The sequence below is a fragment of the Nocardia wallacei genome (assembly GCF_029868745.1).
Lineage (GTDB): Bacteria > Actinomycetota > Actinomycetes > Mycobacteriales > Mycobacteriaceae > Nocardia > Nocardia wallacei_B.
On record NZ_JARWOP010000099.1, the window covers coordinates 15,749 to 29,099 of the forward strand.

Genomic DNA, 13,351 nt, shown 5'->3' on the forward strand with positions numbered 1-13,351 from the left:
GAATCGAGCTTCTCGTAATCGGCCGGCGCGTCCAGCGCTGAGCCTGACCACGTCAAGCTCGCAGCTGCGACGCGCCACCCTCGATCAGCTTCGGCTGTCGGGGGCTTTTTTATGTTCAGGCAAGTTCTGTGACCAGAACGACAAGCAGTAAGGAAAAAGACGGTGAGCGCACCTACCGCACGGCCCGGGCCCTCGGCTCGCAGGCCCGCGCCTTCGGCCAACCAGCCGACACCGGCGGCATCCGGAACCCGCCGCCAGGTCCCGCCCGAGAAGGTGACCGGCGCGCAGTCGGTCGTCCGGTCCCTCGAGGAACTCGGTGTCGACACCATCTTCGGCATTCCGGGCGGTGCGGTACTCCCGGTCTACGATCCGCTGTTCGATTCCACCAAGGTGCGTCACGTTCTCGTCCGGCACGAGCAGGGCGCCGGCCACGCCGCCACCGGCTACGCGCAGGCGACCGGCAAGGTCGGCGTGTGCATGGCCACGTCCGGTCCGGGCGCCACCAACCTGGTCACCCCGATCGCCGACGCGCAGATGGATTCGGTGCCGCTGGTGGCCATCACCGGTCAGGTCGCGCGCTCGCTCATCGGCACCGACGGTTTCCAGGAGGCCGACATCTCCGGCATCACCATGCCGGTCACCAAGCACAACTTCCTGGTCAACGAGGCGATCGACATCCCGCGCACCATCGCTGAGGCCTTCCACCTGGCCTCCACCGGCCGCCCGGGCGCGGTGCTGGTCGACATCCCGAAGGACGTGCTGCAGGCGCAGACCACCTTCAGCTGGCCGCCGGAGATGCGGCTGCCCGGCTACCGTCCGGTGACCAAGCCGCACGGCAAGCAGGTTCGCGAGGCGGCCCGGATGATCATGGACGCGAAGTCGCCGGTGCTCTACGTCGGCGGCGGCGTGATCAAGGCCGACGCTTCCAAGGAGCTGCTGGAACTGGCCGAGCTGACCGGCATCCCGGTGGTCACCACGCTGATGGCGCGCGGCGCCTTCCCCGACAGCCACCAGCTCAACATGGGCATGCCCGGTATGCACGGCACCGTGGGAGCCGTTGCGGCACTGCAGAAGTCGGACCTGCTGATCACCCTCGGCGCGCGGTTCGACGACCGCGTCACCGGCCGGCTGGACTCGTTCGCCCCGAACGCCAAGGTGATCCACGCCGACATCGACCCCGCCGAGATCGGCAAGAACCGGCACGCCGACGTCCCGATCGTGGGCGACTGCCGCGAGGTGATCGGCGAGCTGATCGAGACCCTGAAGGCCGACCCGGCCGCCAAAGGCGTTCCGCTGCTACAGCTTTCGGAGTGGTGGAGTTACCTCGACGGCGTCCGCAAGCAGTACCCGCTGGGCTGGACCCCGCCGAGTGACGGCTCGCTGTCGCCCGAATTCGTCATCGAGAAGCTGGGTGAGCTGGCCGGTCCCGACGCGATCTACGTCGCGGGCGTGGGCCAGCATCAGATGTGGGCCGCGCAGTTCATCAAGTACGAAAAGCCGCGCACCTGGCTGAATTCCGGTGGCCTGGGCACCATGGGCTACGCCGTCCCGGCGGCCATGGGCGCCAAGATGGGCGCGCCGGACAAGGAGGTCTGGGCGGTCGACGGTGACGGCTGCTTCCAGATGACCAACCAGGAGCTGGCCACGTGCGCGGTCGAGGGCGTGCCGATCAAGGTCGCGCTGATCAACAACGGCAACCTCGGCATGGTCCGGCAGTGGCAGACCCTGTTCTACGAGAAGCGCTATTCCAACACCGACCTGGGCACCCACACCCTGCGCATCCCCGACTTCGTGAAACTCGCGGAAGCCTTGGGCTGCCATGGAATTCGGGTGGAGAAGGAAGAGGACGTCGAGGCCGCCATCCGCGAGGCGCAGTCCATCAACGACCGGCCCGTGGTGATCGACTTCATCGTCGGCAAGGACGCTCAGGTGTGGCCGATGGTCGCCGCCGGCACCTCCAACGACGAGATCATGGCCGCCCGCGGCATCCGCCCGCTGTTCGACGAGGACGAGACCGTCGCCGAACCCGCGGTCATCCACGAGGCCATGTCGCACGAGAAGGCCACGCTCAACGCCCACGAGCGGGCCACCCAGAAGGGGACCGAACAATGAGTACGACCCACACCCTGAGCGTGCTCGTGGAGGACAAGCCTGGCGTGCTGGCCCGCGTGGCGAGCCTGTTCTCCCGGCGCGGGTTCAACATCGAATCGCTCGCCGTCGGTGGCACCGAACTCAAGGACATCTCGCGGATGACCATCGTGGTGACGGTCGAGGACCTGCCGCTGGAACAGGTGACCAAGCAGCTGAACAAGCTGGTGAATGTCATCAAGATCGTGGAGCAGGACGCCGAGAACTCGGTGGCCCGCGAACTCATCCTGGTGAAGGTGCGCGCCGACGCCAGCGTGCGCACCCAGGTGATCGAGGCGGTCGGCCTGTTCCGGGCGAAGGTGATCGACGTGTCGCCCGACGCACTCACCGTCGAGGCGACCGGCACCCGGTCCAAGCTCGACGCGCTGTTACGAATGCTGGAGCCGTACGGGATTCGCGAGATCGTGCAATCGGGTGTGGTGGCCGTGGGACGCGGACCCAAGTCGATCACCGCGACTCGTTAGAGTTGTCCGGATCGACAGGGCAAATGTTCAGCTCGTGGATCCGAACTTTGATACCGCGCGCCCGCGGGCGCGCTGACCGAATGCTTATAGAGCTTCCAGAAGGGATATAACCAGTGGCTGTCGAGATGTTCTACGACGACGATGCCGACCTGTCGATCATCCAGGGTCGCAAGGTCGCCGTCATCGGTTACGGCTCCCAGGGCCACGCGCACTCGCTGAGCCTGCGCGACTCGGGTGTCGAGGTGCGCATCGGCCTCAAGGAGGGCTCGAAGTCGCGGGAGAAGGCCGAGGAGGCCGGGCTGACCGTCGGCACGCCCGCCGAGGTGTCGGCGTGGGCCGACGTCATCATGGTGCTCGCCCCCGACACCGCCCAGGCGGCGATCTTCAAGGAGGAGATCGAGCCGAACCTGAAGGACGGCGACGCGCTGTTCTTCGGCCACGGCCTGAACATCCACTTCGGCCTGATCAAGGCGCCGGGCAACGTCACCGTCGGCATGGTCGCACCGAAGGGCCCCGGTCACCTGGTCCGCCGCCAGTTCATCGACGGCAAGGGCGTTCCGGCCCTGATCGCCATCGACCAGGACCCGAAGGGCGAGGGCCAGGCGCTGGCGCTGTCGTGGGCCAAGGGCATCGGCGGCACCCGCGCGGGCGTCATCAAGACCACCTTCAAGGAAGAGACCGAGACCGACCTGTTCGGTGAGCAGGCCGTGCTCTGCGGTGGCACCGAGGAGCTGGTCAAGACCGGTTTCGAGGTCATGGTCGAGGCCGGCTACGCCCCCGAGATGGCCTACTTCGAGGTGCTGCACGAGCTGAAGCTGATCGTCGACCTGATGTACGAGGGCGGCATCGCCCGCATGAACTACTCGGTCTCCGACACCGCCGAGTTCGGCGGCTACCTGTCGGGCCCGCGCGTCATCGACGCCGGCACCAAGGAGCGCATGAAGGACATCCTGCGCGACATCCAGGACGGCACCTTCGTCAAGCGCCTGGTCGCCAACGTCGAGGGCGGCAACAAGGAACTGGAGTCCCTGCGCAAGCAGAACGCCGAGCACCCCATCGAGGTCACCGGCGCCAAGCTCCGCGGCCTGATGAGCTGGGTCGACCGCCCCATCACCGAAACCGCCTGAGCCTCAGCGCATTCGGGCCCCCGCTAACTCGGCGGGGGCCTTTCGCGTCTGGGGCCCTCGGCGTTCCCGGGGTCAGCGGGTGTGGACCTGTTGGACCTGGTGGACGGGGAGGGGGAAGTGGTTGTCGGAGAGGAGGACCGAGACCAGGTCGCCGGTGAGGGCGGAGGCGAGGAACTGGGTGCAGGTGTGGGGGACGTGTTCCCAGAGGGGGCCGCGGCCTTCGTTGATCAGGACGGTCCAGTCGTCGGGCTGCTGGCCTGGGCGGATGAGCCAGTAGAGCATCTCACCGTTGTCGGTGGTGGCCCAGGGAATGATCCGGGTGCCCGCTTCCTCCAGCTCGGCCGGTTTCGGCTCGAACTCCCACAGGTCGTTCAGCTCTTCGGTCTGCCAGTCTTTCCACTCGAACAGGTCGTAGCTCTCGTCGGGGCAGCCGGGCGCCATGACGCGGAGATAGTTCTCCCAGTGACTACCCCCGTAGGTGTCGATGAACTCCTTGTAGTCGGTGGGCAGCCGGAATCCGAGCGTTCGTTCCACGTTGTCCCAGTTGGTATCTGGCGCGGGGGCGGGCGGAGGGACGATTTGCCGGAGTCGATCCATGGACGCGGTCACCGGTCGATTCTCCAGGAAAATCAGCGCTCGCTCGGCAAAACGTGGGAAGGATCGCTCGAAAAAGGAAATTGTGCGACCGTGCAGGAACTTTCGGACCACCGCACCCGCCGCTGCCGGGAAGTCGGCTACTCGCCCGTAAACCTCCAGCGTGTTTATGGTGCTTCGCGACAACGGAGTCAGAGAAGCGAACCTCTGCCCGAACGGATAGTGACACCCTTGCCCTCAGCACAACTCGCGCCCAGCGTCCCGAGCCCGGCCTCGGCCGGCCGTCGGTCGGAGGCGATTCACCGGTTCCTCGTCAAACCCGCCGACGCGGGCATTCTCGGCTCCGTCGACGGCGGTCGGCTGCTCGAATGGATCGACAAGGTCGCCTACGCCGCGGCGGCTCAGTGGAGCGGCCGCTACTGCGTGACAGCCTATGTCGGCAACATCCACCTCGACCGCCCGATCGTGCCCGGCGAACTCGTCGAGCTGCACGCCAAGCTCGTCCACACGGGCCGCACCAGCATGCACATCCTGGTCACCGTCTACTCGACCGATCCCACGCGAGTGAAGCCGGTCCAGACCTCGCAGTGCCTGACGATCTTCGTCGCGGTCGACGACGACAAGCGTCCCGCCGAAGTGCCGCAATGGGATCCGGCGACGATCCTGGAGCTCGAGCGCCACCGCCAAGCCCGCGCGCGAATCTCGGTGCGCAAGCAGATCGAGCAGGCCATGGCCACCCAGCAGTACACGGCGGCGGGGACCGGGCCCAGTGCCACACTGCGTTTCCTCGCCGCGCCCTCGGACATCAACTGGGGCGGAAAGGTGCACGGCGGCCGCACGATGGGTTGGATAGACGAGGCCGCGTGCGTCTGCGGCGCGGATTGGGCGGGGCGGCACGTCATTACGTCCTATTTCGGTGGAATCCGTTTCTACCGGCCCATTCTCATCGGCCACGTGGTCGAGATCACCGCGCGGCTCATCCACACCGGCCCGCGCAGCATGCACATGAGCGTCCACGTGACGGCGACCGAAACCCTTTCCGACATACCGGAACTCGCCGCGCACGGGCTCGCCGTCGTGGTCGCCGTGGACGACGACGGCAAGGCGCGGCCGGTGAAACAGTGGCAGCCGGAGTCGGAGGAGGACCACCTGCTCGACGCGCACGCCCGGCACCTCATCGAATTGCGGTCCCTGGTCGAGCCTTTCACCCTCGCGACCGCAGTTCCTGTCGACGCGGAACCGAGCCACTTCAGGGTGCCTGCTGCGAAGTAGGGTGCGGCGGAGTTCGGTGCAGGCCTCGGGCTTTCGTGACACCGGCGGTCAGCAGGTCGGCGATGACGTCGACCAGATGGGCACGGTCGGTGCGGAATTCGCCGCGCAGCCAAGCGCCGACGAGTTCCAGCGTCCCGCTGACCAGCACGTAGGCGGTGAGATCGATATCGCGGGGGTCGGGGGCGGGCGTGATCAGCAGTTCCCGGGCGACCGCCGCCATGGCATCGGCGATGGAGTGCTGCGTACGCACCCGCGCCCGCTGCAGCACCTCGGTGCTGTTCGCGAGCAGCAGCGCATTGCGACGCGGGTCGGCGGCCAGGAAATCCAGTGCGGCCGCGGCGGCCGCGCGGATCTGCACGTCGATGTCCGGCCCGGCGGCGAGCGTCGCGGCGACGACGGCGTGGATGCCCCGCGACGTGACGTCCTCGGCGAGCGCCTCCAGTAGCGTGTCCCGATCGGCGAAGAGCTCGTAGAAGTAGCGGTCGTTCAGCCGGGCACGAGCACAGACCGCCCGCTTGGTGACCGCGCCCGCCCCGCCCTCGGCCAGTAGATCCAGCGCGGCGTCCAAGAGCGCGGCGCGGCGGCGCTCACGACGTTCCCGCGCGCCGACCCCGCCGTAGGTCCGATCGGTCTCGTCGCTCATGACCTTGACCATCTCACATTTCTGGTGCACGCTGACACCAGACAACTTTGGTGCCGCAGTGCACCAGAATAGCCGGACATGGCGTTCGCGGCCCCGGAGCAGCGCGGATGCCGGAACAAGGGAGTTCTCTCCGATGACTTGCCCCGTTACCCAGCAGCAGTCGTCCGCGCCGCCGCGGGAGGGCACCTCGGCGGTCGTGAAACGGTTCGAGCGCGTGAGCGGCTCGGTGTTTCTCCGCTTCTTCGGCGTCGGCCTGTACGACCAGACGATGCTGCCCCCGGTGTCGGCCGCGCTGGAGAACACCGGCCGGGTGCGCTACGAGCCGTGGGCCCGCGCGATCCGCACCACCGCGTCGGACCAGATGGTGTTCCACGGCGAGGAGGCCGACCGGCTCGCCGAATCCGAGCGGTTGCTGCGACTGCACCGCGACGTCAAGGGCGTCGGACCCGATGGCGAGCGGTACTCGGCGCTGAATCCGGAGACCTGGAACTGGGTCCTGTATTCGTCGTTCTTCGTGCAGCGCACCGCATTTCTCGCCGTCACGGGTGAGCGGCTGTCGGCCGCGGACAATCAAGCGATCTGGGATCACTTCCGCGCCAAGGTATCCGGACTGGAGCTACCGGGCCGCTCGCGCCTGCTCGAGGACTATCGCGACGTGGCCGCCCACTACGACCGCATGGTCGAGGAAAAGCTCACCACCACAACCACATTGGACGCGGCAACCGCCGCGATCCGCCGCGCGCCCCGCCCCGACTTCCTGCCCCCGGCAGCCGAACCGCTCTGGCGCCTCGGCGCACCCGCGATTCGTCACGTGATCACGATCCTCGGCTGCGGTGGTATGCATCCCGGCGTCCGCGCACGCATGCCGATCACCTGGACCCGCCGCCACGAGCGCGAGTACCGGGCGATGACTACGGCGCTCCAACTGGCCTACCGCTGGTTGCCGGCCACGGTTACGGACACCCCGCTGGTTCGCAACCGCCGCCGCTACGAAAAGCTCATCGCGAAATACCGAAGGATGGGCTTGGAATCGTTCACTCCCGCCGGACAGGCGGAATCCCGCACGTAGGCCGACTGCCCGGCACCCGTGCGGGTACTGGGCCGTCGCGTAACCGAATCAGCTGCTGCCGAGCCACCCCGGAGGCACAGCCTGCCGCCACCCGTTACCCGGGTGGTTGCGCCGACGATCACGATCCCAGTCGTTCCAGTCGTCGTGGCGATCCCACGGGTTATCCCACAGCCCCGGCCGATCCCACGGGTTGTGCCCGTGACCGCCGTGAGCCTCGGTAACGTCCGGCTCGCCCACCGCATCGGCCTGCGCCGGAATAGCAACAACAGCCAGCGGAGCGGCCACAACCGCCCCCGCCACGGCCACCCGCGCCAGAGTGCGCCTGGTTATCGATAACAAGGTGAATCCTTCCAACTCAACTGCCGTGCCAGCAGTCTCGTTCATCACCGCGGGAAGGTCACGGGGGCTAGCACCAGTACGGGGGATAAATGGGCCCGAGGGATGACGGCGGCTCAGGGTCTACCCTGACCCCACCCCACAGCACCTACGAGACGTTACGCGACTCCCCATCCGGATTCGCCGGATCGATATGCCAACTGTGAACCCGCCGAGGATGAACCCGAATCACCTCATCGCAGAACCACTCCGGATTCACCGGAATCTCCTCGACCTTCACAATCTCCGCAACCCCCCGAACCTCGACCCCCCGCCCCCACCCCGGCTTCACCTCCGCCGGGTCATCGGGCGTCATGTCATCGACGACAAAGCTCACGTTCGGGTTCTGCCGAACGTTGCGATACCGCTGGGCGTTGGGGTTTGGCCCGCCGATGTCGATGGTTCCGTCGGGGTTGAGGCGGTAGCCGGCGGGGACTTGGTTGGGGTGGGAGGCGGGGGTGACGGTGGCGAGGCGGCCTAGGCGCTGGGTGGACAGGTAACTACGTTCGACTTCGGTAAATGGCATGACCCGAGCGTAGAACCTTGAGCATGATTGAGGTCAACTCGTCGCATGCCTCGTGTTTCGGATTGACGGCTGCGGAGACGAAATCAGGCACGTTGTCGAAGCGACACGCCAGCTTCTGCCTCTGGTTGACAGCTGGGCGCATGTCCATAACAATCGACCAGTAGTCGGAGGGTTCAGCTGGTTTAAATGGTCTAGGGACACATCAGGCAATGGCTCGTATTCTAAAAATACTGCAGAATTCGCAGAAGATCAGGGCGCACAAGCTCAACAAGGGTGTCGAGTGTGAATATCAAGTCATTGAAGACGGCGCAGGCGATACCTTGCTCCACTTGTCGACCTTCGGCTCGCAGCAGCGCATTTCGAATCGTAAGAGCAGCCAGTCTTTGCAGATTGACAGAACCATCGCACGCGACCTGATAGAAGTCTTCGGCGATACATTCGGGTTCGAGACAGTAGACAAAGAGGAAAGTCAACGAATTGCGGCGTATCGAAAATTTCCAGAGTTGTTTCGGCACCTGATTGCCGATGATATATCTGCTCGAGATGTGATCGCGCTGGCGCACCGAAAGTCTCAAGTCGAGAAATTTCGTCGCCTGCTGGTCGACGACGATTTCTTCGAGGAAGAATCAGAGGCAATCCCCGGAGAAGGTGCCGAGCGGGTCTGGCAGAAGTTTTTCGAGGATAATCCATGGATTTTCGGAGCATCGTTGACGGGCCAGTTTCTGACTTCCTGGGATGCTGGCAAGTTGGAAAAGATCGTGACCGGTTCGTCCGTGTCGCAGGTCGGTAAGCGCGCCGACGCTCTTCTTCGGACATCCGGACGTATCAAATCGACGGTGTTTGCCGAGATAAAGACGCATAAAAAGGACATCATCGGGAAAAAAATACCGTTCTGGCTGTTGGGCTCCTTCGGCGGAGCTCACTGGAGGTGTGGCGCAGGTCCAGGGAACTGTGCATGCTGCCGCAAGGCAGTTCGGAGACTGCCTTCAGGCCAAGGCCGAGGATGGTAGCAATATTCCTACGCAGTATGCGTATGTCTTTCGACCACGTTCGTTCCTGGTGATCGGAAACCTGGCATACGCTCCGGGGCGTGGGGGGAGGCGAGAATGAGGGCAAGGTGCGCTCCTTCGAACTGTATAGAACCAGCTTGAAAGAACCCGAGGTGCTAACATTCGACGAATTGCTAGCGCGCGCCGAATGGGCTGCTGGGTTGGCCCCGAGTACGTGACAAATTGTAGTGTACTACTCGAATTTCACGCTATCTCAGCCTACTGCCTGAAACTTGCTGAAACGCTCGGCAAGGCGTTCCTTAGAGGGCTGATATTTGCGTTTACTCGGGACGGATAGTGGTCTTCCGTGCATCTCTTGAAGTCCATGCTGAAGCATGGGGCCATCCTTGTCCTCCAATAACTCGCTGTTGATTCGCACCTCGTAATCCGGCGTGATTCCCAAATAGTTTTCATCATACGCGGCATGGTGAATCTTGCAGAGGCTCAAGCCGTTGTCGACTGTTGGCGTTCCATTGGACTCACCATCGGCAATGATATGTGCGGCATCCAGTAGCTTGCTTCGATTCAGATTGCAAACGGCGCACTGGTATTCGTAGGCCATCAGCACTCGCCCTCGAAATTCGGGCTGATGTAGACGTTGTCTCGTAATTCTTTCTACGTATCGCTTTTCGAGGGGTTGAAGGTGCAAGGGATCGCTGATCGCCAATAAGCTTCGATCCAGGCCGATCAGGAATCGACGATTTTCTGGATCATCTCCGACGACGTAGACAGGAAAGACTGGAACGAAGAAGCCGTCGGCAATCTTGCGAAGCAGGATTATCGGTGAACGTAGTTCGTACGCGCGGCGAAGTTTTCGATTGTCTCCCTGAACGCTACCCTCCCTGTAAGCATAAGCAAAAAGGGAGTCGTCGAGTTCTTCGTCGCTGTACCTACTGTTCGGATCCGACATAATCGATAGCGTCGCTTCGAGATATGCCGGGTTGCGGATACCGCGGCTGCGGTCGATGAGGCGATGAACTTCGCCGTTGACTGTGAAGTCCCACAACTGATTTCGTGTCACGACGCCCGTGTCGCGGGTCAACGCGCTGAGGTGTTCGAAGATCGCCTCACGCAGGATGGCCTCACCGGTGCTGTCCACGAGTGAAGTGTGCCATGTTCGGATCGGTCATGTTGATCTTTGGGTTCAACCAGAACAGTGCGTCCCGACTAGATACCAACGGCATCGGAGGGAGGTGTCGTATCGCATCGTCGTGTTCGGAAGGGATTGCCCATCGGCTCCACGCCAGGTCGGCTTCAACGGATGTCGTGGGACGGTGGTGACATTCGTATGGTCTACTGCGGGACACGTGCGTGCCCGATCGCGAGGTAGGCCAATCGGGCGCCACAGCGAATCGAGCTTCCCAGGAGATGGCCTCGTCCAGTTGCTGCCGGATTCGTGTCGCGTCGCGGCCCCACAGATGATCGATGGTGACGACCGTGCGGTGTAGCTCTCCGGGGGAGACACCCAGCACGGCCTGCGCGATTACTGGCGAGACGCGCAGTTCGACGCGCTCGATGTGGCTGCTGCGCAGGCGAATGGGGCAACCGTTGAGTCTGCCGACGATACTGTGCCGCGCTGCTGCCGACCGTCGGTGTCCTCCACGGCGAGCGAACCGCCACCGAGATGCAGTACCACGGTGACGGCCGGGTGCGGGATCAGGTACGGGATCAGTCGCTTCGCGATCGGCCCGGTGCTGTGGTCGTGGAGGCCGAGCATGCCCACACTGGGGTCTCGGCCCGCACGCATCGCCCACTCTGTTTCCCATGTGCCCGCCGTATCACCTCGGTGCCCTCTGAGCCGTTTCTGCTCATATTGCTGACTCGATATGACGTGCCGCGTGACTCGTGTCGACGTCTGAGCTGAGGAAATCGAACGTCCGCCGGTTCAGGAGCTGTGGCGGACGCCCGATCGCCGAGCAGCGAATCAGGTGGTCAGCCCTGGGCTAGGCCGATGATGTTGCCTTGGGGGTCGGCGACGATTGCTACCTGTTTGCCGCCGCCTACGTCGTGGGGATCCTCGGTTACCTTGCCGCCGGCCTGTATCAGGGCGTTGACCTGGGTGTTGATGTTGTCGACGGTCCAGAAGGGGGTGGGGCCGGTCATGCCGCGTTGTTGGCCGTTCGGGACCAGGCCGACCGCTGTGCCGTCGGGTGTCTCGAAGTGTACGTAGTAGGGCTGGTCGACGGCCGGTTCGGTGCCGAGAAGTGCGGTGAACTGGGCCTTTGCGGCTTCTAGGTCGGTTACCGGGTAGAGGATCGCGTCGAGTTTCTTCGCCATCGTCGGGCTCCTTGTGTTGTGGGAACTTCGTTGGTTCACACGTTATGGCTGTGGCATTGCTCGGGGCTTCTCGATTCCTGACCGATCAGGGATCGGATGCCCATCGGAACGGCGGGTGAACTCCCCGGCGCGCCGAGGCTCACCGCGTGGTTGTGCTACTCCATGCTGTTCAGGCGTCCGTTCGACCAGTTGTTGCGGACGGCCGTGAATCGCCCAGCGGGAGCCGGCTCTCCGTGAGGAGAGGGGCACGGTGCACTCTCGGGCGGATGCGCCGCCCAGCCTGGAGGAGTAGCGTCCGCCCTGCTTTGCCCGACGGCTCGGGTACGCACGTGAAAGGCGCTGCCGCAGTGGCGAGGAGGATATCGTGAGGCGGACCGACGGCGGACGCGCCGGGGATCATGCGGTGGTTCTCGGTGCCGGGATGGCCGGTTTGTTCGCGGCCCGAGTGCTGACCGATCACTATGCGGCGGTGACCGTGGTGGAGCGGGATCGGTTGACGCCCAATGGCAATGGGCGCAGGGGAGTTTCGCAGGGGCGGCATTCACACGGGTTGCTGATGCGTGCCGCGGACATCGCCGAAACGCGGTTTCCGGGCTTGGTCGAGGAGTTGATTGCGGACGGGGCCAAGGCATTCAGCGCGTTCGATGATTTCCGGGCGGTCTTCTTCGGTCGCGTTCTGCACCGCTCCGCGACGGGCCGGAGTTCGGTCGCGGCGAGCCGTCCGTTCCTGGAGGCGCATGTTCGTGCCCGGGTGGCAGCCCTGCCGAATGTGACCATCTGCGACGATGCCGTTGTTTCCGGCCTGCTCGCCTCCGATGCTGGTGTCCGCGGTGTGCGAGTGATGCGCCGGGAGACCGAGGGGGAACCGGAGTCGATCGATGCCGACTTGGTGGTCGATGCGATGGGCCGCGGTACGCGGGTGGGGGCCTGGCTCTCGGAGCTGGGCTATCCGCGGCCGCGCGAGGACCGGGTTCCCGTCGATATCGGCTACGCCACTTGCCATTTCGATCTTCCGTTGGATGCGGTCGGCGGCGATCGGGTCATTCTGGTCGGGCCTACGCCGAGCCGGACCCGAGGGTTCGGGTTCGCCGCGCAAGAAGGGGAGACGTGGGTGCTGTCGGCGTTCGGCGTCGGGAAGTACGATCATCCGCCGGATGATCCGGATGCGTTGCGCGAGTTCGCCGCCGAGTTCGCGCCCGAGGATGTCGGTCCCGTGATTCGCCGCGCGACGCCCGTCGATGACGTGGCGACCTACCGGTTCAAGCACTCGGTATGGCGCAGATACGAACTGCTGCAACGACTTCCGGACGGCATCTTGTCGATCGGCGACGCGGTGTGCTGTTTCAATCCCATCTACGGCAGCGGCATGACGGTCGCGGCCGTCACCGCGGATCTTTTGGACGAGGTGCTGCGGCGGGGCACCGCTGATCTGCCACGCCGCTATTACCGGCGTGTGGGGCGGATGTTGCGGGTGCCGTGGTGGTTGACGAAGGTCAGCGACGTTACGTTGCCGCCGGTGCCGGTCGGCTCACCGTGGGTGAAATCGTTCCTTTACCTGGGTGCCGACAGGGTGTTCCGGGCCGCCGCCACCGACCGGGCGGCCGCGGCCACGTTCCTCGACGTGCTGAATATGGACAAGTCCCCGCTGCACATGCTGAAGCCGCGGGTCGCCGCCGCCACGATCGGGCTGACGGGTCGTGGCGGTCGCCAGTCACATGGTGCGGCTCCCTCTGGTGTACGGGCTCGCTGATCCGAAAAGGTTGCTGCGAGGGGCCCAGCTCCGGATGATGCCGGGAACGCGCATCGT

General features: G+C 64.6%; 12 protein-coding genes and 1 pseudogene. 7 read left to right on the top strand and 6 right to left on the bottom strand.

Translation table 11 applies throughout. The features are described 5' to 3' along the window. The first annotated feature begins 162 nt into the window (after nt 1-162). The 3 genes from QH470_RS07525 to ilvC all read left to right on the top strand — a co-directional run bounded on the left by QH470_RS07525 (nt 163) and on the right by ilvC (nt 3,739). Nucleotides 163-2,112 carry an acetolactate synthase large subunit gene (locus QH470_RS07525; protein WP_280271548.1) on the top strand — a complete coding sequence of 650 codons (1,950 nt, stop codon included), beginning with the start codon at nt 163-165 and terminating at the stop codon, nt 2,110-2,112. Then, entirely contained in the window at nt 2,109-2,612 is a 504-nt protein-coding gene (gene ilvN, locus QH470_RS07530; protein WP_280271549.1) for an acetolactate synthase small subunit, read from the top strand. The genes QH470_RS07525 and ilvN overlap by 4 nt, the downstream gene beginning before the upstream one ends. A 125-nt stretch (nt 2,613-2,737) precedes the next feature. Beyond that, nucleotides 2,738-3,739, top strand: coding sequence for a ketol-acid reductoisomerase (gene ilvC, locus QH470_RS07535; protein ID WP_280271579.1), 1,002 nt, complete (start codon nt 2,738-2,740; stop codon nt 3,737-3,739). Between the two features lie 72 nt (nt 3,740-3,811). Here ilvC and QH470_RS07540 read toward each other — a convergent pair whose 3' ends face one another. Then, on the bottom strand, nt 3,812-4,336 hold the full coding sequence (locus QH470_RS07540) for an SMI1/KNR4 family protein (protein ID WP_280271580.1): 525 nt from the start codon (nt 4,334-4,336) through the stop codon (nt 3,812-3,814). Between the two features lie 228 nt (nt 4,337-4,564). On the opposite strand from QH470_RS07540, the gene QH470_RS07545 reads away from it, so the two are divergent. Next, a complete protein-coding gene (locus QH470_RS07545; protein WP_280271550.1) occupies nt 4,565-5,605 on the top strand; it encodes an acyl-CoA thioesterase in 1,041 nt (346 codons plus the stop codon). Here the strand turns inward: QH470_RS07545 and QH470_RS07550 are convergent. Further along, complete coding sequence (locus QH470_RS07550; protein WP_280271551.1) at nt 5,583-6,248, bottom strand: TetR family transcriptional regulator; 666 nt, start codon at nt 6,246-6,248, stop codon at nt 5,583-5,585. The two genes, QH470_RS07545 and QH470_RS07550, sit on opposite strands and share 23 nt — an antisense overlap. Nucleotides 6,249-6,381: 133 nt before the next feature. Between QH470_RS07550 and QH470_RS07555 the strand changes: the two genes are divergently transcribed. Next, nucleotides 6,382-7,317, top strand: coding sequence for an oxygenase MpaB family protein (locus QH470_RS07555; RefSeq protein ID WP_280271552.1), 936 nt, complete (start codon nt 6,382-6,384; stop codon nt 7,315-7,317). 48 nt (nt 7,318-7,365) lie between these two features. Here the strand turns inward: QH470_RS07555 and QH470_RS07560 are convergent, their stop codons facing one another. Further along, nucleotides 7,366-7,704: a hypothetical protein gene (locus tag QH470_RS07560; RefSeq protein ID WP_280271553.1), complete on the bottom strand. Its 339-nt coding sequence runs from the start codon at nt 7,702-7,704 to the stop codon at nt 7,366-7,368. Nucleotides 7,705-7,801: 97 nt separating this feature from the next. Then, nucleotides 7,802-8,218, bottom strand: a complete 417-nt coding sequence (locus QH470_RS07565) for a PPOX class F420-dependent oxidoreductase (protein WP_280271554.1) — start codon at nt 8,216-8,218, stop codon at nt 7,802-7,804. Nucleotides 8,219-8,427: 209 nt separating this feature from the next. Between QH470_RS07565 and QH470_RS07570 the strand changes: the two are divergent. Next, nucleotides 8,428-9,328 (top strand): annotated as a pseudogene (locus QH470_RS07570) (Shedu immune nuclease family protein). Between the two features lie 153 nt (nt 9,329-9,481). Here QH470_RS07570 and QH470_RS07575 read toward each other — a convergent pair. Both QH470_RS07575 and QH470_RS07580 read right to left on the bottom strand, forming a co-directional pair. Next, on the bottom strand, nt 9,482-10,366 hold the full coding sequence (locus tag QH470_RS07575) for an HNH endonuclease (protein WP_280271556.1): 885 nt from the start codon (nt 10,364-10,366) through the stop codon (nt 9,482-9,484). An 833-nt stretch (nt 10,367-11,199) separates the two neighbouring features. After that, nucleotides 11,200-11,544: a VOC family protein gene (locus QH470_RS07580; RefSeq protein ID WP_280271557.1), complete on the bottom strand. Its 345-nt coding sequence runs from the start codon at nt 11,542-11,544 to the stop codon at nt 11,200-11,202. A gap of 364 nt (nt 11,545-11,908) precedes the next feature. On the opposite strand from QH470_RS07580, the gene QH470_RS07585 reads away from it, so the two are divergent. Beyond that, nucleotides 11,909-13,294: an FAD-dependent oxidoreductase gene (locus tag QH470_RS07585; RefSeq protein ID WP_280271558.1), complete on the top strand. Its 1,386-nt coding sequence runs from the start codon at nt 11,909-11,911 to the stop codon at nt 13,292-13,294. Nucleotides 13,295-13,351: the final 57 nt, after the last annotated feature.